Source organism: Acidovorax sp. SRI_002 (assembly GCF_057586455.1).
In genome coordinates this window covers 99,679-124,313 of sequence record NZ_JBYCZW010000003.1, presented here as the reverse complement: position 1 = coordinate 124,313, position 24,635 = coordinate 99,679, and the positions used below count along the sequence as shown (strand labels likewise).

Sequence of the window (24,635 nt, the reverse complement as noted above, 5' to 3'; positions counted from 1 at the left end):
TGGTCAATCTCGTTAAGTTGGGAAGATTTGGATGCTTGGAAGTTCGTACGGCGCTGTAAGGCAAACCGGCGCACAGCAAGCGGTAGCTTGCTGCAGGATCCACTCCCATAGGGCTCGTTACCGCGCCACCAAGTAACCATCCCCTTCACCCAAAAAAAAGCCCGGCAGACGCCGGGCTTCCCACTTTCAACCCCCCTCACTTGCAGCTAAAACTGCTCGCACTCTCCACATCTCCCGTCCCGTTGTACCGCGCCACCTTGGGGTACGCACACAGCGGCCGGGTGCGGTTGGCGGACCAGCTGGCGGGCAGCTCGTTATTGACCACCTTGGCCCCCGCGCCGCGCGCGTTCGCCGTCACGCTGTCGGGCGCCTTGCCTTGTTCCACCCAGGCCACCAGCGGGGCCAGCATGTCGAACTGGTCGGTGGCGGGGCCGCCGGAGCAGTGGTTCATGCCGGGCACCAGGTACAGGCGGGCAAAGTCGTCGGCCTTGCCGCCGTGGGTTGCCTGCACGCGGTCCATCCAGTTCGCGGTGTCGATGGGCGAGAACACGCCGTCGGCCACGCCGTGGTAGACCATCATCTTGGCGCCCCGATTGCGCAAGGCGCCCAGGTCGGCGGGGTTGGGCGGCGTCATGTACGACCAGGATGACTCGGTGTAGACCGGCGTGGTGGCGAACATCTTGGGGTAGTCCGCGTCCAGGCTGAAGTTCAGCGCGTACTGCAGGCCGGTGGTGGCCTTGAAGGCGTCCATCGTGGAGGGTGGTGTGGTGAACAGGAACGCCACGGCACCCGCGTCGCGCGTGGTGGGTGCGTTGAAGTGCCAGAACGCAAAGTTGCTGCCTGCCACGCCGGGGTCGAACCAAGTGCCGGTGTACAGGGCTTCGCCCTTGCTGTTCTTGGGCCCGGCGAAGATGCTGGCCAGCACGTTCTTTTGCTCGGCAGAGATGCACGACCCGTCCCGCGCGGTGTTGGCAGCGGTGCAGGTGGGCACATCGCGTTGCAGGTTGAACGCGGCCTGGCAGGCCTGCACGTCGTTCACCTGGCCGTCGGTGGCGCCGTCCAGCGCGTCGCAGCGCTCCACAATCTTGCGGCCGATGAGCTGGAACTCGGCGGGGCTCACGGCCTTGGTCAGGTCGGGCTGGCCGTTGACTCCGGCCGGGGATACCTTGGCGTATTGCTGGGCCTTCCACAGCTGCGCGGTGGCGGCCTTGGGCAGGCTGAAGCCGGGGTTGCCCGCCAGCACGCCGTCGTACTGGTCGGCATAGCGCGATGCGGCCACCATGGCGTGGCGGCCACCGTTGGAGCAGCCTGCGATGTACGAGCGGTCGGGGCCCTTGCCGTAGGCGCCCTTGATCAGGTCTTTGGCCATGGGTGTGAGGGTGCCCACGGCCTGGTAGCCGTAGTCGCGCCGGGCCTGGGGGTCTAGCCCGAAGAAGGGCGTGGGCGCGCTGTGGCCTGCGTCAGAGCTGAGCACGGCAAAGCCTTGCACCAGGCCGGGGGCCACGGGCGCAGCGCCGCTTACCGCGCCGAGTGCGGTCACCACGCTGCCGTCCAGCCCGCCGTTGGCCTGGTGCAGAAAGCGGCCGTTCCAGTTGACGGGCATGCGGATCTCAAAACCGATGGCGTAGCTGGCGCCGTCCACGGGGCCGGTGCGTTCTTTCATCTTGCCTTTGACGAGGCAGTGCGCGGGCGCCTGGGTGGTGTTGCCCTGCAGGGTGATCGGGCCTTCGGCCACCATCTCTGCCGAGGTGATGCGCGTGTCCGGCAGCGCGAGGCTCTGGGCCAGGGTGGTGCAGTTTTTCAGCGTGGCGGGTGTGGCGGCGCCGAGTTGCGGTGGGGGCGTGGTGCGCGGTGCATTGGCGCAGCCTGCCAGCAGCGTGGCGGTGCCCAGTGCCATGGCCAGGGCCGACAGGGGGAGGGGGCGCGTGAGGGGGTGTGGCATGCGATGTCTCCAGGTGGGCGGGGGAAGGGCGCAATCAAAAAAAGCCCTGGCCGCAGTGGCCAGGGCCGGGGCACTACTTGCAGCTGAAGCTGCTGGCGCTTTCGATATCACCCGTGCCGTTGTAGCGCGCCACCTTGGGGTAGGCGCACAGCGGGCGGGTGCGGTTGGCAGACCAGCTGGCGGGCAGGTCGGGATTGGCGCCGGCCACATTGCCCGCTGCTCTCACCCCTGCAACCACGCTATCGGGCGCCTGGCCTTTTTCCACCCAGTTGACCAGCGAGGTCAGCATGTCGAACTGGTCGGTGGCCGGGCCCATGCCGCAATGCGACATGCCGGGCACGGGGTAGTACCGCGCGAAGTTCGATGCGTCGCCGCTGTTGTTTGTGCGCAGGCCCTCATACCAGCTGGCCGTGTCGTTGGCCGAGAAGATTGGGTCGCTCACACCGTGGTAGACCATGACCTTGGCGCCGCGTTGCTTGAGCGTGGCCAGATTGGTGGGGTTGACGGGCTGCATGAATGCCAAGCCCGATTCGGTGTACACGCCGCTGGTCGCAGCCACCGAGGTGAGCATGGTGTCGATGGGTGTATTCAATGCAAACGCTGGGGCGCTGAAGCCTGTGGGGGACACTGGTGGCGAGCCCCAGGTCATGGCAGTCATCGCGGGGTCGATATTGGTGGAGACGAAGAACTCCCAGAACGACGAGTCCGCAGCGTTGTGGCCAGTGTCGAAGGGGAAGCTCGCGTAGAACTTGTTGCCCTTGCTGTCCACCGCGCCCGAGAAGATGGGCGCGATGGCCGTCTTCTGGGCGGGCGTCAGGCAGCTGCCGTCCCGCGCGCCAGAGCACGACGGAATGTCGCGCTGGAAGTCGAAGCTGGCCTGGCAGGCCGCAGTGTCTTGCACGATGCCGTCCTTCGCCCCGTCCAGCGCATCGCACTTTTCAAGCACTTTGGCAGAGACCATAGCCCGCTCGGTGCTCGTAAACGCGGTGGACAAGTCCGCTGGGTCGGTTGCGATGGTCGCGTACTGTTTGGCGCCGAACTGGTTGGCGATGGCCGCCAGCGGCAGGCGGTAGCCGGGGGCGCCAGCCAGGTAGCCGTCGTATTCACCCGGCATCCGGGTCATTGCCACGAAGGTGTGGCGGCCGGCATTGGAACAGCCGCCGATGTAGGAGCGGTCGGGTTTTTTGCCGTAGGCCGAAGCGATCAGGTCCTTCGCCATCGGGGTCAGCTTGGCCACCGCCTGGTAGCCGTAGTCCAGCCGGGCCTGGGCATCGATACCAAAAGTCATGTTCCCCTGTCCGGCGTGGCCGGCGTCAGAGCTGATGACTGCAAAGCCTTGCTGCAGCGCCACGGTGGGCTGCGGCCCGGTCTGGGAGCCAATTGCGGGCCAGAGCACGCCGTCAGAGCCGCCGTTGGCCTGGTAGAAGAACCGGCCATTCCAGGCCAGCGGCATACGCATTTCAAAGGCAATGGCATAGCGCTGGCCGTCCTGCGGGCTGATGCGGGGAAACATCTCGCCGCGCACCAGGCAGTGTGCGGGCATGGGAGCATCGCCACGGGTCAGTGCCCCTGCAGCCACCGGCTCGGCCAGGCTGATCTGCGTGTTGGGGTGGGTGAACTTGCTGGCCAGGTCAGAGCACGTGGCCAGCGTGCCCGGTGTGGCCGCGCTCAGCTGCGGCAACCCCGCGTCCGACGACCCCCCGCCGCAACCCATGAGTAGCGCCACCGGCAGGGCCGACAGTGCGAGAGGGTGCAATCGCATTCTTCTTTTCGTACGGTTCATGCTGTTGTCTCCATTTTTTTGAGGCGCAAGGAATCCCGCAGCGCGGCCTCAACACGCTGTGGGAGGGAAAGCGGGAGATCGTCTGCTTGCGTCTGCTTGCTACTGAATCAATAGCTGATGGCGCTTGCCTATCAGGCGGTAGCGGCTTTTCTTGGCAAAAATTCGAACGCCTGGGTGATGCGTTGGCGGATGATGGCCGCACGCATCTCGAACTCAGGCAGCACCCACTGTGCGAAGGCGTTGGCAGGCTCGTGCCAGCGCGGCGTGTTGCTGCCGGCGGCAATGCGCTGCCAGGCCCAGTCCAGCAGCACCAGCGCCACGGCGCGCAGGTAGTCGTCGGCCACCCAGTAGGGCAGCTCGGCGTCGGACTGGGCGGCAATCGCCAGCGTCTGTGTGATCTCCACCAGCGCATGGCGGCGTACGCTGGCCGCAGGGCTGGGCGCTGTGCCGGGCAGTGTGGTCAGCAGCGTTGCCAGGCCCTGGCCGCCATCGGCCAGCACCTTGCGCACCAGCAGGTCAATCGCCTGGATCTCGTTGGTGCCCTCGTAAATCATCGCCACGCGCGCATCGCGCACGATCTGCTCGATGCCCCATTCGCGCACATAGCCGTGGCCGCCAAACACCTGCAGGCAGGCGCTGGCGCCGTGGAAGCCCTGGTCGGTGAGCGCAGCCTTGAGCACGGGCGTGACCAGTGCACACCAGCGCTGGGCGGCGGCGCGTTCGCCGGCGTCGGTGCTGTGCTTGGCCACGTCCAGCTGCAGGGCTGTGTGGTAGGCCAGCACGCGGCCGCCGTCGATCCAGGCGCGCTGCGTGTGCAGGATGCGGCGGATGGCGGGGTGGTCGTGGATGAGGCTGGTGTCCTTGGCGCCGGGGGCGCGCATCTGGCGGCGCTCTGCCGCGTAGGCGCTGGCCTTTTGCCATGCGGCTTCCAGCAGGCCGATGCCTTGCAGGCCCACATGCAGGCGCGCGGCGTTCATCATCACGAACATGGCGTTCAGCCCCTTGTTGGGCTCGCCCACCAGCCAGCCGGTGGCGTCGTCAAAGCGCATCACGCAGGTGGGGCTGCCGTGCAGGCCCATCTTTTCTTCGATGCGCTCGCACACCACGGCATTGCGGCTGCCGTCTGGGAGCACTTTCGGTACGAGGAACAGCGACAACCCCTTGGGGCCCGCCGGTGCATCGGGCAAGCGCGCCAGCACCAGGTGCACGATGTTGTCGGTCAGGTCGTGTTCGCCGCCCGAGATAAAAATCTTGCTGCCGTTCACCCGCGCGCTGCCGTCGGGCTGCAGCACGGCGCGTGTGCGCACCAGGCCCAGGTCGCTGCCCGCGTGGGCTTCGGTCAGGCACATGGTGGCCAGCCATTCGCCGGTGGCGACCTTCTCCAGGTACTGCGCCTTGAGTTCGTCGCTGGCGTGGTGCTTGATGCATTCGTACGCGCCGTGCAGCAGGCCGGGCGCCATGGTCCAGCCGTGGTTGGCACCGGCCAGCCATTCAAACAGCACACATTCGAGCACTGCGGGCAGACCCTGGCCGCCGTCCTCGGGCGCGCACGACAGCGACGGCCAGCCCGCCTGCCAGAAGGCCTGGTAGGCATCGCGAAATCCTGCGGGCGTGTGCACTTTGCCTGCGTCAAACCGGCAGCCTTCCTCATCGCCAGTGCGCTGCAATGGGGTGATGGCGCTGTCCACAAACTTGGCGGCCTCGTCCAACACCTGCGCAGCCAGCTCGCCATCGGTGTCGGCAAACGGCGCCAGCGCCTGCCAGCGGCTGGGCGCCTGCAACACGTGGGTCAGCAGATGCTGGATGTCGGCAAGGGCTTGGCGTGCTTGCATTAAATGCTCACTATTTGATAGCTATTGGCGCTTGATAGATAAGCGCTGGAGGCCGTTTTCTTCTGAATTTCGTCGGCACGAGCCTGGTGGCTGCTTGCGCCTTGGATTGGACAGGCTCAGCCCGAACGGGTGGGGTGTGGGGGTTGCGCCCGCCACCCGTCGATACCGGCGCGCCCCCAGGCGAGGGCCACCGCGCAAGGGCCGCCCCGCCGCGCTGGTGGCGTCCCCCCCAAGGGGGGAAGCGGCGAAGCCGCTCAGGGGGGATTCACAACCTTCAAGAATCTGCGGTAAAGCCAATCTTCTTGATCAGCGGACCCCAGGTGTCGTACTCGGCCTTCTGCCAGCGCGCTTGTTCCTCTGGCGTGGAGCCGTGGGGCATCAGGCCCACGATGGCCAGGCTATCGATGACTGACTTTTCCTTCAGGGCGGCGTTGATGGCAGCGTTGGCGGCAGCAATCACGGGCTTGGGCGTGGCGGCGGGGGCGTAGAAGCCAAACCATTCTTCGGTGGTCAGCTCAGGGAAGCCTTGCTCGGCGAACGTGGGCACGTCGGGCACATACTGCGAGCGCTTGGGGCCCGAGGTGGCCAGGATGCGCAGCTTGCCCGCCTTGTAGTTGGCAATGAAGTCGCCATGCGGCGTGACCATGGCGGCGACCTGCCCGCCCACCACGTCCGTCACGCCCGGGATGGAGCCACGGTAGGGCACGTGGCGCAGGTCCACGCCGCTGTTGATGCCCAGCAGCGCGCCCAGGAAGTGCGGCGTGGAGCCAGCACCGGGCGAGCCGTAGCTGGCGTCCTTGGGGTTGGCCTTGGCCCAGGCCAGGAAGTCCTTCACGTTCTTCACGCTGGCGGGCACCATGGGGCCCACGGCCAGGCCGTGGTGCATCACGGCGGCAATCGACACGGGCGCGAAGTCCTTGTCGGTGTAGTTCATCTTGCTGTAGATGTGCGGGTAGTTGGCAATGGCCGAGACCTGCGCCAGCGCCAGCACCGAGCCGTCGGCAGGCGCTGCCTTCAGCGTCTCCAGCGCAATGCGGCCGCCCGCGCCGGGCTTGTTCTCCACCACGCCAGCGTTCTTGCTGAAGGCGCTGCCGCCCCACTTTTCTGCCACGCGGCGGGCCACGGTGTCGCCCGAGCTGCCAGCGGGGAAGCCGAAATACACCTTCACCTGGTCCACCTGGGCGTGGGCAGCAAAGGGGTGCAGGGCGCCCAGCGCGGCGCTGGCGCCAAAGGCCTGGACGAGTTGTCGGCGGGTGATGGTCATGGTGTTGTCTCCTGTGTGTCGTTGAAAGCTCTGGGGGCGGGGGAAGGAATGGATCAGCGTGGCGCCATGCGCAGGGCGCCGTCCAGGCGGATGACTTCGCCGTTGAGATGGCCGTTGGTCACGATGTGGCAGGCCAGCTCGGCAAACTCCTCGGGCTTGCCCAGGCGTGGCGGGAAAGGGATGCTGGCGGCCAGCGATTGCTGCACGGCCTCGGGCAGTTCCTTCATCAGCGGCGTGGCAAACAGGCCGGGCGCCACGGTGCACACGCGGATCGCGTGCTGTGCCAGGTCGCGCGCCATGGGCAGGGTCATGCCCGCCAGGCCCGCCTTGGAGGCGCTGTAGGCTTGCTGGCCCACCTGGCCGTCAAAGGCGGCGACGGAGGCGGTGAACATCATTACGCCGCGCTCGCCGTTGTCCAGCACGTCGAGCTTGCTGCAGGCGGCGGCAAACAAACGACTCACGTTGTAGGTGCCGATCAGGTTGATGTTGACCACGCGCACAAAGTCTTCCAGCGGCGCGGCACTGCCATCGCGCTGCACCACGCGTTTGGCGCTGCCGATGCCTGCAACATTCATGAGAATGCGCGCGGGGCCGTGGGCGGCGGCGGCCTTGTCGATGGCGGCCTGCACGCTGGCGGCGTCGGTGATGTCGCAGGGGCAGGCTACGCCACCAATGTCTGCGGCGACTTTTTCAGCCAGTTCGGCATTGCGGTCCAGCACCGCGACCTTGGCGCCCTGGGCGGCCAGTGCGCGTGCGGTGGCTTCACCGAGGCCCGATGCGCCGCCGGTCACGAGGGCGGCTTGTCCTTGAATCTGCATGGTGGTGTCCTTGGGTAGTCGTTCAGTTCAGGTCAATTCATTTCTGGGGCACGAGGGTGAATGGCAACTTGCCTTCGTGCATGGCTTCCACCAGGTCGGCGCGGTGTTTGAGCACGGCGCGCTGGTTGATGGAGCCCTTGTCGGTGATCTCGCCCTTGTCCAGCGAGGGCGGCTCGGCCATCAGGTGCATGCGGGCCACACGCGTGGCACTGCCCGTGGCTTGTGCGGCCAGCTGGTTGATCACCTGCTGAAAGTGCTGCTGCACGGGCGCGCTCTCCAGCACCTGTGGCAGGCTGGCGTCGCTGGGCAGGCCCGCCAGCGTGCGGATGTGGGGCGTGGGGATCAGCAGCGCGCCCACTTCCTTGAGGTTGATGCCGGTGATGACGGCGTCCTGCACATAGGGTGCGCAGGCCGCGATGATCTTGGCGCGCATGGGGCCCACGCTCACGAAGGTGCCGGTGCTGAGCTTGAAGTCTTCGGCAATGCGGCCGTCGAACTTCAGGCCCTTGTTGTGGTCGGCCTCGTCGATCCACTTCACGGCGTCGCCGGAGCAGTAGAAGCCTTCTTCGTCGAACGCCTCTTGCGTGGCCTCGGCGTTGCGCCAGTAGCCCTGCGTGATGTTGGGGCCGCGATAACGCACCTCGACCTTGCCATCAATCGGCACCAGCTTCAACTCCAGCCCCGGCGTGGGCACGCCGATGTCGCCCGCCTGCACGTTGGGGCTGTTCACGGCCACGCAGAAGGGGCAGCCCTCGGTCATGCCCAGGCCAGTGTTCATCACGATGCGCTCGCCCACCTCCTGCTCGGCCACCTCAAAGAGGGCATCCCAGATGGGTTGCGAGAGTGCGGCAGCGGCAAAGAAGAACATCTTCACGCGGCTGAGCAGGTTCTTGCGCAGCTGCGCGTCGGTCTTCATGGTGTGCGCCAGCACCTCAAAGCCCGTGGGCACGTTGAAGTACACCGTGGGCGCGATCTCGCGCAGGTTGCGGATGGTCTCGGCCATGCCCGCGGGCGTGGGGCGGCCTTCGTCCAGGTACAGCGTGCCGCCGTTGTAGATGACGATGCCGAAGTTGTGGTTGCCGCCGAAGGTGTGGTTCCACGGCAGCCAGTCCACCAGCACCAGGTCTTCCTCGGCCAGCACGGGCATGGACTGGTTCATCTGCTGCAGGTTGGCGGCCCACATGCCGTGCGTGATGATCACGGCCTTGGGCGCCTTGGTGGAGCCCGAGGTGAACATGAACTTGGCAATGCTCTCGCCCGTGATGGCGGCGTGTGCGGCGTCCACGGCGGGTGTCGCCTCGGTGGCCAGCAGCGCGCTGAATGGGGTGGTACTGCGGCCGGGCAGGGTGCCCTCGATCAGCGCCACCTCTACGTCGGCGCCCACCGTGGCGTTGATGGCGGCGGCAAAGCGCTCGCCGCTGCTCGCAAACACCAGGCCGGGCGTGAGGGTGTCGATGGCGTGGCGCAGCTTGTCGTAGTCCTTGCTCACAGTGGAGTAGGCGGCCGACACGGTGCATTGCGGCACGCCCGCCACCAGGCAGCCCAGCGACAGCAGGGCGTGCTCCAGGTCGTTTTCGCTGAGCATGACCACGGGGCGGTCGGCGCTCAGGTTGCGGTCCAGCAGCGCTTGCGCAATGCGGCACGCACTGTCCCATGCCTTGCGGTAGCTGATGTGCCGCCAGTCGCCCAGGCTGCCGTCGGCGTTCTTCACACGCTGCGCCATCCAGGTGCGGTCGGGCGTCGTCTGCGCCCAGTGCGCCAGGCGGTCGGTCAGGCGCACGGGGTGGGGCTGCAGGTCTTGCGTGGCGCGCACATAGACCACGCCGTTGTCGCCCTGGCGGGTGGTGACCTCGGTCACGCCAAAGCGCAGCGGCCGGTAGCGGGGGGTGGGGGCGGTTGCCATCATGGGTGCTTTCAAGAACTCACTGGCGCGGGCGGGGGCTCGCATCTTCAGGCCTTCTGGACCTTGGCTGCCTTGCCGTCGAGGAAGGCGCGCACACGGGCCTTGGCTTCGGGCGCGCTCTGGGCGATGGCGGCCATCATGGCTTCGGTCATCAGGCCCTGGTCGGACGGCTGCTCGGCAATGCGGGGCAGCGCGTGCATGAGTGCGTAGTTGGTCAGCGGTGCGTTCTGCGCAATGCGCTGGGCCAGCTCAAAGGCCTTATCGAATGCGGTGCCGGTGGGCACGAGGTATTGGGCAAAACCCACACGCTCGCCGTCCACGGCGTTGTAGACGCGGCCGGTCATCATCATGTCGGTCATGCGGGCCGTGCCGATCAGGCGCGGGATGCGCACCGCACCGCCGCCGCCCACAAAGATGCCGCGCGAGCCTTCGGGCAGTGCGTAGAAGGTGGATTCATCGGCCACGCGGATGTGGCAGGCGCTGGCCAGCTCCAGCCCGCCGCCCACCACCGCGCCGTGCAGCGCGGCCACCACGGGCACGGGGCCGAACTGCACGCGGTCCAGCGCTGCATGCCACATGCGCGAGTGGTGCAGGCCCTGGCCCGCGTCGCGCTCTTTCAGCTCCGAGAGGTCGAGGCCCGAGCAGAAGTGTTCGCCATCGCCATCGATCACGGCGGCGCCCACGCTGGCGGGCAGGTTGTCCATCACGTCGCGCAGCGCCAGGATCAGGCCGTCGTTCAAGGCATTGCGCTTGGCGGGGCGGGTGAGGCGGATGACCGCGATTTCCTCGCGTTCGCCACGGATTTCAAGGGAGATGTCGGAGTTCTTGGTCATGGTGGTGTGAGTGAGTTAGGGAAATTATGGTTATCAAAAATAACTAAAACAAGACCGCAAGGCCGCTCTTTGCTAGGGGGTTTCCCTAGCTTTTCAAGCGACTCATATGGTTATGATAAATAACTAAAATTGGTGCGCAATCCAAGCAAGGACCCTGTCATGAACGCCTTCATCCCCTACGGTATCTACTGGTCGTCCCCGTTTGCCAAGTGGCAGGGCACGCTGGCCAACCTCAACGCGCTGCCGCTGGCCGCCGCCGTAGGCAAGCAGGCGCTCGCCGCGCGCGGCTACGACCTGACGGCGGTGGACCTGGCGATCCTCGGGATCACCAACCCGCAAAAGGGCAGCTTCTACGGCCTGCCCTGGGTCACCGGCATGATGGGTATCGACCGTGTGGCCGGGCCCACGGTGCAGCAGGCCTGCGCCACCAGTGTGCGCGCGCTGCAGATGGCTGCACAAGAGGTGGCCTGCGGCACGGCCACCAGCGCGCTGCTGGTGATGGCCGACCGCCAGTCCAACGGGCCGGTGGTGTACTACCCCGACTCCAGCGGCACGGGCGGCTATGGCATTACCGAGCACTGGGTGCCCGACAACATGGGCCACGACCCGTATGCCAAGAACCCCATGCTGCAGACCGGCGAGAACGTGGCGGCGCGCTATGGCATCAGCACCGAAGAGCAGCATGCGCTCAAGCTGCACCGCTACCACCAGTACCAGGAGGCGCTGGCCAACGACCGCGCCTTCCAAAAGCGCTACATGGCCGATGTGCCCGTCACCGACTCCAAATTCCGCAAGCAGACCGGCACGCTCAGTACCGACGAAGGCATCTTCCCCACCACCGCCGAAGGCCTGGCCAAGCTCAAGCCCGTGAAGGAAGGCGGCACGGTGACCTTTGGCGGCCAGACGCATCCGGCCGACGGCAACGCGGGCGCCATTGTCACTACCCGCGAACGGGCCCGCGCCGTAGCCACCGACCCCGGCATCGAAGTGGAGATCCTGGGCTTTGGCATGGCGCGCGTGGAGGCGGGTTACATGCCCATGGCACCGTCGCCTGCCGCGTTCAACGCGCTCAAGAACGCGGGCCTTTCCATCAGCGACGTGGTGGCCATCAAGACGCACAACCCCTTCGCCGTGAACGACATCGCCCTGGCGCGCGACACCGGCTTTGCCTGGGAGCGCATGAACAACTACGGCAGCTCCATCATCTGGGGCCACCCCCAGGCACCCACCGGCATGCGCGCAATCATCGAACTGATCGAAGAGCTGGTGCTGCGCGGCGGCGGCGTGGGCCTGTTCACCGGCTGCGCGGCCGGCGACACCGGCTACGCCACCGTGCTGCGTGTGACCGACAGCAAAACCACTTCCAAGGCCTGACCATGACGACCACTTCGACAAGCTCTTTCTCCGCGCCCCTGAACGCCTGGCTGGTGGACGGCGTGCGCACGCCCATGGTCGATTACTGCGGCCCGCTGGGCCATGTGTCGCCCACCGACATGGGCATCAAGGTGGCGCGCGCCGTGCTGGTGCGCAGCGGCGTGCCCGCTGCCGATGTGGGCTCGGTCATCACGGGCTCCATGGCGCAGGCCGATTTCGACGCCTTTGTGCTGCCGCGCCACATTGGCCTGTATGCAGGCGTGCCGCAAGCCGTGCCAGCCATCCTGGTGCAACGCATCTGCGGCACGGGCTTTGAGCTGTTCCGCCAGGCCGCCGACCAGATTGCGCTGGGCTACACCGACGTGGCGCTGGTGGTGGGTACCGAGTCCATGACGCGCAACCCGATTGCGGCCTACACGCACCGCACCGGCTTCAAGCTGGGCGCGCCCGTGGAGTTCAAGGACTTCCTGATGGAGGCATTGATCGACACCGCAGGCCCGGTGACGATGATCGAGACGGCCGAGAACCTGGCCAAGAAATACGGCATCACCCGCGAGGACGTGGATGCCTACGCCTCGCAGTCCTTTGCCCGCGCGCTCAAGGCGCAGGAGGATGGCTTCCTGGCGGGCGAGATCGTGCCAGTGACCAGCGAGAAGTTTGAACTGGAAGGCTACGCCACGCGCGGCATTACGCTGCCGCGTAAGGTCGCGCAGCTCGACCGCGACACGCACCCGCGCCCCTCGCCGGTCGAGGCCCTGGCCGCGCTGCGCACCGTGTACCCGGGCGGCGTGCAGACCGCCGGCAACAGCTCGGCCCTGGTGGACGGCGCCGTGGGTGCCGTGGTGGCCAGCGATGCCTATGTGCAGCAGCGTGGCCTCAAGCCGCTGGCGCGCCTGCGCGGTGTGGCCGCTGTGGGTGTGGCGCCCGAGTACATGGGCATCGGCCCGGCCCCGGCCATCCGCGCGCTGCTGGCGCGCACCGGCCTCACGCTGGATGACATCGGCCTGTTCGAGATCAACGAAGCCCAGGGCGCACAGACCCTGGCCGTGGGGCGCGAGCTGGGGCTCGACCTGAACAAGCTCAACGTGAACGGCGGTGCGATTGCCCTGGGCCACCCGCTGGCCGCCACCGGCGTGCGCCTGACCGTGACGCTGGCGCGCGAACTGCGCCGCCGAGGGCTGCGTTACGGCATCTCCAGCGCCTGTGTGGGCGGCGGGCAAGGCATTGCTTTGCTGATCGAGAACACCGACGCGTAAATCCAGTCTTCACACCCATTTGCAAGAGCACAGCACCATGAAAATCATCACCGCAGCCCAGGCGGGGGCCCTGATCCCCGACAACGCCACCATCTTTCTGGGCGGTCTGGCCGTCTCCAGCCTGCCGGAGGAAGTGCTCAAGGGCATCGAGAAAAACTTCCTCGACCACGGCAGTCCGAAGAACGTGACCACCTGGGCCTGCGGCGCCATCGGCAACAGCAAGGACGCGGGCATGGTGCACTTTGCCCACCCCGGCATGATCAAGCGCACCGTGGCGGGCCACTTCGGCCAGACGGGCGCCGAGATGATGAAGATGGTGTTTGACGGCGAGGTGGAGGCCTACAACTTCCCGCAGGGCAGCCTGTCGCACCTCACGCGCCACATTGCCAGCCGCAGCCCGGGGCTGCTCACCAAGGTGGGTCTGGGCACGTTTGTGGACCCGCGCATCGAAGGCGGCAAGCTCAACAGCAAGTCCACGGAGGACCTCGTCAAGCTCGTCGAATTCAACGGCGAGGAATGGCTGTTCTACCCCTCGCCCAAGATCGACGTGGCCATCATCCGCGGCACGCTGGCCGACGAGAACGGCAACCTCACGCTCGACAAGGAAGGCGTGCTGCTGGAGCAGATCAACATCGCCCACGCGGCCAAGGCCTGCGGCGGCATCGTGATCGCGCAGGTGGAGCGCATCGTCAAGGCGGGCAGCCTGCACCCCAAGTCGGTCAAGGTGCCCGGCGTGTCGGTGGACTACGTGGTGGTCAGCCAGCCCGAGAACCACATGCAGACCATCACCACGCAGTTCAACGCCGCGCTGTGTGGCGACGTGCGCGTGCCGGTGAACTCGCTGGCGCCCATGGCACTGGACGAACGCAAGGTCATCGCACGCCGCACCGCGCTGGAGCTGAAACCTGGCGCCATCACCAACCTGGGCATCGGTATTCCGGCCGGTGTGCCGTCGGTGGCGGCGGAAGAGGGTGTGGCGGACCAGTTCACGCTGAGCGTGGAAAGCGGCATCACCGGCGGCATCCCGGCGCAGCTGGGCGACTTTGGCACGGCCTACAACGCCGACGCGATCATTGAGCAGTCGTTGCAGTTCGACTTCTACGACGGCGGCGGGCTGGACGCGAGCTTCCTGGGCCTGGCGCAGGCCGACAACCACGGCAACGTGAACGTGAGCAAGTTCAACGGTCGGCCCGTGGGCTGTGGCGGCTTTGTGAACATCACGCGCTCGACCAAGAACCTGGTGTTCTGCGGCACTTTCACGGCGGGTGGCCTGGAGGTGAAGGTGGCCGACGGCCAGCTCACCATCGTGAAGGAGGGCCGCTCGCGCAAATTCATCGAGAAGGTCGAGCAGATCACCTTCAATGGGCTGGATGCTGCCCAGCGCGAGCAGAACGTGCTCTTCGTGACCGAACGCGCCGTGTTCCACCTGACCACCGAAGGCCTGGAGCTGACCGAGATCGCGCCCGGCATCGACCTGGAGCGCGACGTGCTGGCGCACATGGGCTTCAAACCGATCATGCGCAATGTGAAGACCATGGACGCGGGCCTGTTCCACGAAAAGTGGGGCGGGCTGGCGGCGGCCATGGCGGCGAAGTCTGAGACCGTGGCACCGGCGGCCGCAGGCCTGTAACCGGGGCGCAGAAGCTGCCCGAAGCCGGGCACAAAACCAAAGACCAAGGGGCGCTGGCTGCAGCGCCCCTTTTCTTTGTCAGGCCCCGTCGCGGGCGTAGACCTTTTGCAGCAGGCGGATCAGCGTCTTGCGTTCGGCGGCCGTGAGGCCGGCGGTGGCGTCCACCTCCAGCTGTGCGGCGGTCTGCTCGGCCTGGGCCGTCAGCTCCACACCGGCGGGCGTCAGGTGCAGGCCCATGGCGCGGCCGTCGCTGGGGTGGGGGCGGCGCTCGATCAGGCCGCGCCGCTCCAGCGCAGCCACCAGGCCCACCAGATTGGGTGGCAACACGCCCAGCGTCACGCACAGCTGGCGCGAGGTCACGCCCGGGTTGTGCGCCACCAGCGACAGCACCGAAAAATCCACCACCTTGAGGCGGTACACCGCCATGCGCTCCATGAACACCTCGATCACGGCCAGCGACGCGCGCCGCGCGTTGTAGCCCACCAGGGTGCGCAGAAAGCCGGTATCCACCGATTCGGGTGCGGGCGCCGGGTTGGCTGGAGCCATGGAGGCTGTGGTCTTTTTGGTGGGGCGAACGCTGGACATGGGGTGATTGTGGCGGGGGGTGGGCGCGGGTTGGCAGCAGGTTGCGCGGAAATTTGATTCAAATCAGCCGCTAGCGCTTATTTGACGGATATATGTTGCTATAAAAATTATAGTAATTGATGTGTGGCAGGCGACACACACGGTGCAGCATCGGCGCCTGTGGCTCTCAGACGGGGCTGCGCAACACGCGCCGGTATTGCACGGCCTCGGCCACATGGCCCACTTCGGTCGAGGGTGCACCCGCCAGGTCGGCAATGGTGCGCGCCACCTTCAGCGCACGGTGCGTGCTGCGGGCCGACCAGCCCAGGCGGGCGGCGGCGGTGTTGAGGAATTTGGCGGCGGCATCCTGCAGGTGCAGGTGGGTGTCGATCTCCTGGCCCTGCAGCGCCTGGTTGGTCTTGCCTTGCCGCGCCAGTGCCACGGCGCGGGCCTGCGCCACGCGTTCGCGGATCGCCTCGCTGGCTTCGCCCGCGGGTGCCTGCACCAGCTGGTCGGCGGGCAGGGCGGGCACCTCCACATGCAGGTCAATGCGGTCCAGCAGCGGGCCGCTGAGCTTGGCCTGGTAGCGGTTCACCTGGTCGGGCGTGCAGCGGCACGCGCGCTGGGTGGAGCCCAGGTAGCCGCACGGGCAGGGGTTCATGGCCGCAATCATCTGGAACCGGGCGGGGAAATCCGCACGCTGCGCCGCTCGGGAGATGGTGATATGTCCTGTCTCCAGCGGTTCGCGCAGGGCCTCCAGGGCAGCACGCGGAAACTCGGGCAGTTCGTCCAGAAACAAGATTCCGTTGTGCGCCAACGAAATTTCGCCGGGCCTGGGGGGTGATCCGCCGCCCACCAGGGCCACTGCGCTGGCGGTGTGGTGTGGCGCGGCTGTGGGCCTGTGGCCCCACTGGTCGGTGCGAAAGCGCCCGGCCAGGCTGGCAATGGCGGCGCTCTCCAGCGCCTCGTCCACGGTCATCGCGGGCAGCAGCCCCGCAAACCGCAGCGCCAGCATCGACTTGCCCGATCCCGGCGGCCCGGCCATGAGCACGCTCTGCCCGCCAGCGGCAGCAATCTCGAGCGCGCGTTTGGCGCTGGCCTGGCCTTTCACGTCGCACATGTCGGGGCCTGCTGTGCTCGCCGCCATGGGGGTGGCCTGCAGGCGGGTCCAGCCATCGTTGGCCACGTCGGCATCGCCCGCAGCCACGCTGCCCGGCGGCAGGAAGGCGCGCACCACATCCAGAAGATGCCGTGCGCGCACCACCCGCGCGGCGGGCACCAGGGCGGCCTCTTCAGCGCTGCCGGGGGGCAGCACCAGTTGCGCGGTGATCTGCTGGGTCTGCAGCGCCAGGCTGGTGGCCAGCGCGCCGCGCACGGGGCGCAGTTCGCCCGACAGCGACAGCTCGCCCGCAAACTCATAGCCCGCCAGACGGCTTGCGTCCACCTGCCCGCTGGCGGCGAGGATGCCCAGCGCAATCGGCAGATCGAAGCGCCCTGAGTCCTTGGGCAGATCGGCTGGTGCCAGGTTTACCGTGATGCGCTTGTTATGCGGGAACTCCAACCCCGCGTTCTGCAGCGCGGAGCGCACCCGTTCGCGGGCCTCCTTGACCTCCACCTCGGCCAGGCCCACCAGCGTGAAGCTGGGCAAACCATTGGCCAGATGCACTTCGACGGTGACAGAAGGCGCCTGCAGCCCCAGAAGGGCGCGGCTTTGCACCAAAGCAAGACTCATGAAGCGGTTTCTCCCCAGATGGGTGCGTTTTATGGTTTTTTAGCGCGGCCCTGTTGTGTAGTGCACCAACAAGGTGCAACATGGTCCGCGCGCACACCGTCACTGTACTTGGGGATCGGTGTAACGCAACGCAACGGCGATGTGAAGGCGATGCAATGGTTGCACTGGCGTGGCACGGTCCGTGCTTAAAACGCTTGTCCCTACTTTGTCCAACCGGAGGAAACATGACCCGCGCCATCATCAAGACCCTGGGCGTTGCCCTTGTTGCAACCCTTCCCATGCTGGCCAGTGCCCAGCTCACCGGCAATGTCAGCCTGACCACCAACTACAAGTTCCGTGGCCAGGACCAGGACGTTTCCAAGTCCAAAGCGGTCAAGCCTGCACTGCAAGGCGGTTTTGACTACGCCTTCGGCGACACCGGCTGGTACGTGGGTAACTGGAACTCCAGCGTGGACTGGCTTGCCAACAACTCGCTCGAATCCGACCTGTACGGCGGCTACAAGTTCAAGGCTGGCGGCGCTGACCTGGACGTGGGCGCCCTGACCTACATCTACCCTGGCAACAGCAACGGCAACACCACCGAGCTGTATGGCGCGGCCACCATGGGCCCCTTCACTGCCAAGTATTCGCACACCATCTCCAAGGACTACTTCGGCTTTGCCGGCGCCAAGGCTGGCTCGGGCCTGAAGGGCCGCAACACCGGCTACCTGAACTTCGCGTTTGCGCAGGAAGTTGCCCCCAGCGTGACGGTGAAGGCCTCGGTCGGCTTCACGCGCTTTGCCAGCGACATCAAGGACCTGGGCGTGCCCAACTACATGGACTACAGCGTGGGCGGTGCCTACGACTTCGGCGGTGGCCTGTCGCTGGGCGCTGCCGTGGTGGGTGCCAACAAGAAGGCCTTCTTCGGCCACGTCAACAAGTCGCGCGTGATCGTCACGCTCACCAAAACCCTGTAAGCAAGTCTCAATGGGCGCTTGCTGCGCCCATGTCGGAGGAACCAAAATGAAAATGGTGACAGCCATCATCAAGCCCTTCAAGCTGGACGAGGTGCGTGAAGCGCTTTCGGACATCGGCGTGCAAGGCATCACGGTCACTGAGGTCAAGGGCTTTGGCCGCCAGAAGGGCCACACCGAGCTGTACCGCGGCGCGGAATACGTGGTTGACTTCCTGCCCAAGGTCAAGATCGAAGCCGCTGTGGCGGACGACCTCGTGGACCGCGTGATCGAGTCCATCGAGAGCGCAGCCCGCACCGGCAAGATCGGCGACGGCAAGATCTTCGTGACCCACCTGGAGCAGGTGGTGCGCATCCGCACTGGCGAAACCGGCAAGGAAGCGCTGTAAGGGCGCGGCCGTACTACATCCAAGAAGAGAAACGCCATGAAAAAACTGCTTGCTTCCTTCATTCTGGGGCTGGGTCTGCTGACCATGGGCAACTTGTCCCTGGCACAGGCGCCCGCCGCCTCCGAGCCGGCTGCTGCCGCGCCCGCTGCTGCTCCTGCCGCAGAAGCCCCGGCTCCTGCTGCTGCCGCAGCCCCCGCAGCGGCAGCGGCCGCCGCTCCCGCAGCTGCCGCCGAGGCACCCGCTCCTGTCCCCAACAAGGGTGACACCGCCTGGATGATGACCTCCACCATACTCGTGATCCTGATGGTCCTGCCCGGCCTGGCGCTGTTCTACGGTGGCTTGGTGCGCAGCAAGAACATGCTGTCCGTGCTGATGCAGGTGATGGTCACGTTCTCGATGATCGTGGTGCTGTGGTTCATCTACGGCTACAGCCTGGCCTTCACCGAAGGCGGCGCGTTCATCGGTGGCTTTGACCGCCTGTTCATGAAAGGCATCTGGGACAACGCCGCAGGCACGTTTGCCAACGCGGCCACGTTCAGCAAGGGTGTCGTGATTCCAGAAGTGGTGTTCGCCGCCTTCCAGGCCACGTTCGCCGGCATCACCTGCGCCCTGATCGTCGGTGCGTTCGCAGAGCGCATCAAGTTCAGCGCCGTCATGATGTTCATGGTGCTGTGGTTCACCTTCAGCTACCTGCCTATTGCCCACATGGTGTGGTTCTGGATGGGCCCTGACGCCTACGCCTCCAAGGAAGTGGCCGACGCCATGACCGGCAAGGCTGGCCAGATCTGGCAGTGGGGTGCTCTGGACTTCGCTGGCGGTACCGTGGTGCACATCAACGCCGCTGTGGCGGGCCTGGTGGGCGCGTTCATGGTGGGCAAGCGCATCGGTTACGGCAAGGAAGCCATGGCGCCTCACAGCCTGACGCTGACCATGGTCGGTGCCTCGCTGCTGTGGGTGGGCTGGTTCGGTTTCAACGCCGGCTCTGCCCTGGAAGCCAACGGCTTTGCCGCCCTGGCCTTCATCAACACGCTGGTGGCCACCGCCGCTGCCGTGCTGGCATGGTGCATCGGCGAAGCGCTGATGCGTGGCAAGGCTTCGATGCTGGGTGCAGCTTCGGGTGCCGTGGCCGGCCTCGTGGCCATCACGCCTGCCGCTGGCAACGTCGGTATCGGCGGCGCCCTGGTGATCGGCCTGGTGGGCGGTTTTGCCTGCCTGTGGGGTGTCAACGGTCTCAAGAAGCTGCTGGGTGCGGACGACTCGCTCGACGTGTTCGGCGTGCACGGCATCGGCGGTATCGTGGGTGCCCTGCTGACCGGCGTGTTCAACGCCCCTGGCCTGGGTGGCCCTGGCTACGTGGCCGACTGGGTGACTGCTTCGATGGTCACTGCTGCCGACTACTCCATCGCCGCACAGGTGTGGACGCAGGCCAAGGCCGTGCTGCTGACCATCGTGTGGTCGGGTGTGGTCTCCTTCGTCGCCTACAAGATCGTTGACCTCACGGTGGGCCTGCGTGTCACGGAAGAAGACGAACGCGAAGGCCTGGACATCACTTCGCACGGCGAGACAGCGTACAACCGCTGATCCGCCTGCACCCCACGCGCTGCGGTGTCTGGTGGCACCGCAGCGTCGCAACAAGAACAAGCGAGTCACTCCTCTGGTTGTTGAGCCCGCCGGCAACGGCGGGTTTTTTTCGTACCGGTGGGGGGCTCGCTGCTGGCTTTGGCAGGGTAGCCAAGGCATGTTCCCCCAGACAACTTGCCCGCAGGCCCGAGTCCTTTGCACGCGCGCTGTTCAAAAAATTCACGCACTCCGGGTGTAGCACCGGACATGGCTACCGCTACGATGCAAGGCATGGACCTCGCCCTTGCCCAGATCACCGAACGTGTGCGCACCGCCGCCGCCGACCAGACCCCCTTGCGCATCCGTGGCGGGGGCACCAAGGATTTTCATGGCCTGGCACTGCATGGTGAAGTGCTCGACACGCGGGTGCTGCGCGGCATCGTGAGCTACGAGCCGAGCGAGCTGGTTGTCACCGTGCGGGCGGGCACCCCGTTGGCCGAGTTGGAGGCCGCGCTGGCCGAACAAGGCCAATGCCTGCCTTTTGAGCCCCCGCATTTCGCCAAGGCCTCCTCGGATGCCGCCACCGTGGGCGGCATGGTCGCGGCAGGCCTCTCAGGCCCCGCCCGCGCCAGCGTAGGGGCTGTGCGCGACTATCTTCTGGGCGTGACCCTGATCAACGGCAAAGCCGAGCTGCTGACTTTTGGCGGACAGGTCATGAAAAACGTGGCGGGGTATGACGTGTCCCGCCTCATGGCCGGTGCCTGGGGCACGCTGGGTTTGCTGACCGAGGTCAGCCTCAAGGTGCTGCCCGTGGCGCCCGGCGAGGCCACGCTGCGGTTTGACGACATCAACCAGGCCGACGCCTTGCGCAAGCTGCACGCCTGGGGCGGCCAGCCGCTGCCCCTGAACGCCAGCTGCTGGGTGCAAGACGGTGGCGTGGGCACGCTCTATGTGCGCCTGCGCGGCGCCGTGGCGGCGGTCGATGCCGCCTGCAAAACGATGGGTGGCACGCGCATGGACAACGCCACGGTGGCCGCCGACTGGACGGCCTGCCGCGAGCAGACCCTGCCCTGGTTCACCGCACGTGCTGCACAGCCCGGCCACGCCCTGTGGCGCCTGTCCGTGCCCGCCACGGCCCCGGTGCTGAGCTTGCCGGGCGGCGCGCAGCCGCTGGTCGAGTGGCATGGCGCGCTGCGCTGGGTGCAAGCGCCCGAATCCGCAGGCGACGCCCTGCGCGAAGCCGCTCGGGCTGTGGATGGAAATGCTTCTATTTTTGTAGCTTCTGGCGCAGGTGGGACAAGCGCCGGCGGCACATTTGACCTTCAGTCCAAGGCGCTGGAACACATCCACGCCCGGCTCAAGCACAGCTTTGACCCGGCTGGCATCTTCAACCCCGGCCGCATGGCGCGGGCCTGGTAGGCGGGGTCAGTTCCATCACCACCACCGTTTTCACCGTCACCTTGGCCATGCGACGCCTTCGCCACCTCACCGGAAACCGCCGCACGGTCGCCAGCAACCGGGTGCTGGGCCTGCTGCTGGCGTTCAACGCGGGGGCCGTCAATGCAGGGGGCTTTCTGGTGGTGCACCTGTACACCTCGCACATGACCGGCTTTTTGTCCTCGCTGGCCGACAACCTGGTACTGGGCCAGATGAAGATCGTGCTGGGTGCCATCGGTGCGCTGTGGGCCTTCATGTCGGGCGCAGGCACCACGGCCATCATGATCAACTGGGCGCGCCAGCGCAAGCTGCGCAGCACCTTTGCGCTGCCGCTGGTGCTGGAGTCCGTGCTCATGCTGCTGTTCGGCCTGGTGGGGGCCATCACGCTCACCTGGCCCACACCGTTTGCCGTGCCGCTGGCGGTGTTGCTGCTCTCCTTCATCATGGGCCTGCAGAACGCCACGGTGACCAAGATGTCGTCGTCGCAGATCCGCACCACCCACATGACGGGCGTGGTGACCGACCTGGGCATCGAGATGGGCAAGATGCTCTACTGGAACCGCACCGGCACCGCGCCCGAATCACAAGTGCGCGCCAACCAGGCCCGGCTGCGGCTGTTTGCCGGGCTGGTGGGCATGTTCCTGGTGGGCGGCATTGCGGGCGCGGCGGGCTTCAAGCATGTGGGCTTTGTGTTTGTGGTGCCGCTGGCGCTGGTGCTGCTGGCCCTGTCGCTGCCCCCGCTGTGGGCCGACCGCGCAAGGCTGCGCCACCCCTTGCGCAAGCCGCTGGCGCTGGAAGCGCCCTTGGACCCACCGACCGCGCCGCGCTGAATCGGCCCTGATCTTTCTGTCTCTTCGCCCAGGCATGCACCATGCAAACCCAGCTCTCTCCTGAATACCGCGCCCGCGCCGATGGCCTGGAGGCCGAATCCATCCTGCGCAAGTGTGTGCACTGCGGCTTCTGCACCGCCACCTGCCCCACCTACCAGCTGCTGGGCGACGAGCTGGACGGCCCGCGCGGCCGCATCTACCTCATCAAGCAGGTGCTTGAAGGCGAGACACCCACGCGCAAGACCCAGATGCACCTGGACCGGTGTCTCACCTGCCGCAACTGCGAAAGCACCTGCCCGAGCGGCGTGCAATACGGCCACCTGGTGGACATCGGCCGCAAGATCGTTGATGAAAAAGTGCCTCGCCCCGTGGGCGAAAAAGCCCTGCGATGGGCGCTGAAGGAGGGGTTGCCCTCGCCCCTGTTTGCCCCTGCCATGAAGGCCGGGCAACTGGTGCGCGGCCTGCTGCCCGCATCCCTCAAGGCCAAGGTGCCCGCGCCCCAAAATGCCGGCGCCTGGCCCACACGCGAGCATGCCCGCAAGGTGCTCATGCTGGCGGGCTGCGTGCAACCGGCCATGATGCCCAACATCAACACCGCCACCGCCCGCGTGCTTGACGCCGTGGGCATCCAGACCGTGATCGCACCCAAGGCCGGCTGCTGCGGCGCCGTCAAGTTCCACCTCAACGACCAGGAAGGCGGCAAGGCCGAGATGCGCGCCAACATCGACGCCTGGTGGCCGCTGGTGGAGCAGGGGGTGGAGTCCATCGTCATGAACGCATCCGGCTGTGGCGTGACGGTCAAGGAATACGGCCACATCCTCAAAGACGACACGATGTACGCGGCCAAGGCCGAGCGCATCAGCGCCCTCACGCGCGACCTGTCGGAGCTGCTGCCTGACCTGTTGCCCGAGCTGGCGCATAAGCTCGCCGGTCGCCTGCAAAAGCCCGACACGCTGTTCGCCTACCACCCGCCCTGCACGCTGCAGCACGGCCAGAAGCTGCGTGGCGGGGTGGAGATGCACCTGAACCAGCTGGGCTTCAAGTTGCGCGCGGCGCGCAACGATGCCCACCTGTGCTGCGGCTCGGCGGGCACCTATTCCGTGCTCAACCCCGAGCTGTCGTACCAGCTGCGCGACCGCAAGCTCGGCGTGCTCGGCGAGGCCTTTGGCGACCAGCTTCCGGACATGATCCTGTCGGCCAACATCGGCTGCATCACGCACCTGCAAAGTGGCACGGGCACGCCCGTGCGGCACTGGGTGGAGGTGCTGGACGAGGCGTTGCGCGCAGGCTGACCCTCCCATGCCCTGCTGCACAGGCACAGGGTAATTCAGGCCTCTGTCAGAGGCTGTTTTGCGCCCGCCGACCCAACGCTGGCATGATCGAGGGTTTTGTCGCCCCCATTTTTGCCCCGGAACTGCACCGCCATGACCGACTCCGTGTCCGCACAAGAACAACCCCACACAGCCCCTGTCGAACCCTTGGCAGCGCCTGTGGCAGCCGCGCCCACGGAGGCTGGGGCTCCCCCCCAGCGTACAGGGGGCTCGCGCCGTGGTGGCCGCAACCGCCGCAATGCTGACGGGCGCCAGGCGCCCCGGGGCGCGGAGGGGGCCGAGGGCGCCACCGTGCCAGCTGGCGCCCCGGGCCCGCGTGCGCCCCAGCGTGTTCACCCCGCGCTGGAACAACTGGCGGGGCTCTATCCCCATCTGTTTGGCGCCGTGTTCCGCCCGCTCAAGCGCGGCATCTTCCAGGACCTGCTGGCTGCGCACCCCGAGCTGTTTGAGCGCGAGGCGCTCAAGGTGGCTCTGGGCATCCACACCCGCTCCACACGGTATCTGCAAAGCGTGGCGGCGGGCGACAAGCGCCACGACCTGCAAGGCCAGCCTGTGGAAGACATGGCGCCCGAGCATGTGCACCACGCGCTGCTGGAGGTCTACCGCCGCAAGAAGGCCCGCGCCACCGAAGACCTGCTGCCCAAGCTGCGCAACCGCATGATCGCCGCGTTCGAGGCCTCGGGCCTCACGCGCGAGGCGTATACCGAGCTGGTGCAAAGCCGCGACGAGGCCGCCAACGCCATCCTCGAAGAAGCCTTTGCCGAATGGGCAGCCCGCAATGCCAAGGACGAAGCCCTGCTGCGCGCCTTTGAAGCCAGTGGTCAGACGCTGGAGGCCTTCGCCGACATGTACGGCATGGTGCCTCGCACTGCGGCCCAGCAGGTCGAACGCGCGCGCCGCCTGGCCGCCGCGCGGGCCCAGGCCACCGTGGCTGCGGCGCCTGAGGGCCAAAGCAGCTAAGGCCAGCGCGGCCCGGGCCGACTGGGCCTAGAATCTCCCCGCGACCCGGTTCATGGGTTGCCGTAAGCGTCTAGAACGTGTTTGCGGTCTTTTCGGGGCCGCGCAAGTGCCTTGCCGGGATGGGTTGCCAGGCGCGGTGCGCAGTGGATAGCCCGGCTATCCACAAGCGCCGCAACGCCGCAGACCGCCCGGCAAGGCACTTGCCCGAAGGGTTGGGGCGAAATCGGGCGATTGGATGCCCCGGC

Annotated in this window: 19 protein-coding genes; 10 read left to right on the top strand and 9 right to left on the bottom strand. The window is 66.7% G+C overall.

The genetic code is table 11. The annotated features are described in order from the left end of the window. Nucleotides 1–196: 196 nt before the first annotated feature. The 7 genes from AC2YJX_RS08730 to AC2YJX_RS08700 all read right to left on the bottom strand — a co-directional run bounded on the left by AC2YJX_RS08730 (nucleotide 197) and on the right by AC2YJX_RS08700 (nucleotide 10,375). Nucleotides 197–1,942 carry a tannase/feruloyl esterase family alpha/beta hydrolase gene (locus AC2YJX_RS08730; RefSeq protein ID WP_487255809.1) on the bottom strand — a complete coding sequence of 582 codons (1,746 nt, stop codon included), beginning with the start codon at nucleotides 1,940–1,942 and terminating at the stop codon, nucleotides 197–199. A 73-nt stretch (nucleotides 1,943–2,015) separates the two neighbouring features. Beyond that, entirely contained in the window at nucleotides 2,016–3,725 is a 1,710-nt protein-coding gene (locus AC2YJX_RS08725) for a tannase/feruloyl esterase family alpha/beta hydrolase (protein WP_487255808.1), read from the bottom strand. 131 nt (nucleotides 3,726–3,856) lie between these two features. Then, entirely contained in the window at nucleotides 3,857–5,557 is a 1,701-nt protein-coding gene (locus tag AC2YJX_RS08720; RefSeq protein ID WP_487255807.1) for an acyl-CoA dehydrogenase family protein, read from the bottom strand. A gap of 274 nt (nucleotides 5,558–5,831) precedes the next feature. Further along, nucleotides 5,832–6,821 (bottom strand): Bug family tripartite tricarboxylate transporter substrate binding protein, encoded by a 990-nt coding sequence (locus AC2YJX_RS08715; RefSeq protein WP_055399779.1) that lies wholly within the window; start codon nucleotides 6,819–6,821, stop codon nucleotides 5,832–5,834. Nucleotides 6,822–6,874: 53 nt separating this feature from the next. Then, on the bottom strand, nucleotides 6,875–7,639 hold the full coding sequence (locus AC2YJX_RS08710; RefSeq protein WP_055399781.1) for an SDR family NAD(P)-dependent oxidoreductase: 765 nt from the start codon (nucleotides 7,637–7,639) through the stop codon (nucleotides 6,875–6,877). 37 nt (nucleotides 7,640–7,676) lie between these two features. Further along, nucleotides 7,677–9,545: a feruloyl-CoA synthase gene (locus tag AC2YJX_RS08705; RefSeq protein ID WP_487255806.1), complete on the bottom strand. Its 1,869-nt coding sequence runs from the start codon at nucleotides 9,543–9,545 to the stop codon at nucleotides 7,677–7,679. A 44-nt stretch (nucleotides 9,546–9,589) separates the two neighbouring features. After that, complete coding sequence (locus AC2YJX_RS08700; RefSeq protein WP_055399790.1) at nucleotides 9,590–10,375, bottom strand: crotonase/enoyl-CoA hydratase family protein; 786 nt, start codon at nucleotides 10,373–10,375, stop codon at nucleotides 9,590–9,592. Nucleotides 10,376–10,534: 159 nt separating this feature from the next. Between AC2YJX_RS08700 and AC2YJX_RS08695 the strand changes: the two genes are divergently transcribed. The 3 genes from AC2YJX_RS08695 to AC2YJX_RS08685 are packed head-to-tail and all read left to right on the top strand — an operon-like array spanning nucleotide 10,535 to nucleotide 14,635. Continuing rightward, complete coding sequence (locus tag AC2YJX_RS08695) at nucleotides 10,535–11,749, top strand: thiolase family protein (protein WP_431151533.1); 1,215 nt, start codon at nucleotides 10,535–10,537, stop codon at nucleotides 11,747–11,749. 2 nt (nucleotides 11,750–11,751) lie between these two features. Continuing rightward, nucleotides 11,752–13,005 carry a thiolase family protein gene (locus tag AC2YJX_RS08690; RefSeq protein ID WP_431151534.1) on the top strand — a complete coding sequence of 418 codons (1,254 nt, stop codon included), beginning with the start codon at nucleotides 11,752–11,754 and terminating at the stop codon, nucleotides 13,003–13,005. Nucleotides 13,006–13,042: 37 nt separating this feature from the next. Beyond that, on the top strand, nucleotides 13,043–14,635 hold the full coding sequence (locus AC2YJX_RS08685; protein WP_431151535.1) for an acyl CoA:acetate/3-ketoacid CoA transferase: 1,593 nt from the start codon (nucleotides 13,043–13,045) through the stop codon (nucleotides 14,633–14,635). A gap of 78 nt (nucleotides 14,636–14,713) precedes the next feature. Here the strand turns inward: AC2YJX_RS08685 and AC2YJX_RS08680 are convergent, their stop codons facing one another. Together AC2YJX_RS08680 and AC2YJX_RS08675 are read right to left on the bottom strand one after the other, a co-directional pair. Further along, complete coding sequence (locus tag AC2YJX_RS08680) at nucleotides 14,714–15,220, bottom strand: MarR family winged helix-turn-helix transcriptional regulator (protein ID WP_487255805.1); 507 nt, start codon at nucleotides 15,218–15,220, stop codon at nucleotides 14,714–14,716. A 166-nt stretch (nucleotides 15,221–15,386) separates the two neighbouring features. Next, nucleotides 15,387–16,931, bottom strand: coding sequence for a YifB family Mg chelatase-like AAA ATPase (locus AC2YJX_RS08675; RefSeq protein ID WP_487255804.1), 1,545 nt, complete (start codon nucleotides 16,929–16,931; stop codon nucleotides 15,387–15,389). 224 nt (nucleotides 16,932–17,155) lie between these two features. On the opposite strand from AC2YJX_RS08675, the gene AC2YJX_RS08670 reads away from it, so the two are divergent. The 7 genes from AC2YJX_RS08670 to AC2YJX_RS08640 all read left to right on the top strand — a co-directional run bounded on the left by AC2YJX_RS08670 (nucleotide 17,156) and on the right by AC2YJX_RS08640 (nucleotide 24,390). Beyond that, complete coding sequence (locus AC2YJX_RS08670) at nucleotides 17,156–17,887, top strand: TorF family putative porin (RefSeq protein ID WP_121421928.1); 732 nt, start codon at nucleotides 17,156–17,158, stop codon at nucleotides 17,885–17,887. Between the two features lie 46 nt (nucleotides 17,888–17,933). Continuing rightward, nucleotides 17,934–18,272, top strand: a complete 339-nt coding sequence (glnK, locus tag AC2YJX_RS08665; protein WP_010466918.1) for a P-II family nitrogen regulator — start codon at nucleotides 17,934–17,936, stop codon at nucleotides 18,270–18,272. A 36-nt stretch (nucleotides 18,273–18,308) separates the two neighbouring features. Then, a complete protein-coding gene (gene amt / locus AC2YJX_RS08660) occupies nucleotides 18,309–19,853 on the top strand; it encodes an ammonium transporter (protein ID WP_176887882.1) in 1,545 nt (514 codons plus the stop codon). A 261-nt stretch (nucleotides 19,854–20,114) separates the two neighbouring features. Beyond that, nucleotides 20,115–21,251, top strand: coding sequence for a glycolate oxidase subunit GlcE (glcE, locus tag AC2YJX_RS08655; RefSeq protein WP_487256095.1), 1,137 nt, complete (start codon nucleotides 20,115–20,117; stop codon nucleotides 21,249–21,251). 47 nt (nucleotides 21,252–21,298) lie between these two features. After that, nucleotides 21,299–22,099: a YoaK family protein gene (locus AC2YJX_RS08650; protein WP_055399803.1), complete on the top strand. Its 801-nt coding sequence runs from the start codon at nucleotides 21,299–21,301 to the stop codon at nucleotides 22,097–22,099. A 41-nt stretch (nucleotides 22,100–22,140) separates the two neighbouring features. After that, the gene (glcF, locus tag AC2YJX_RS08645) at nucleotides 22,141–23,391 is read left to right on the top strand and encodes a glycolate oxidase subunit GlcF (protein WP_487255803.1); all 1,251 of its coding nucleotides are present in this window, start codon (nucleotides 22,141–22,143) and stop codon (nucleotides 23,389–23,391) included. A 132-nt stretch (nucleotides 23,392–23,523) separates the two neighbouring features. Beyond that, on the top strand, nucleotides 23,524–24,390 hold the full coding sequence (locus tag AC2YJX_RS08640) for a ProQ/FINO family protein (protein WP_487255802.1): 867 nt from the start codon (nucleotides 23,524–23,526) through the stop codon (nucleotides 24,388–24,390). Nucleotides 24,391–24,635 lie beyond the last annotated feature (245 nt).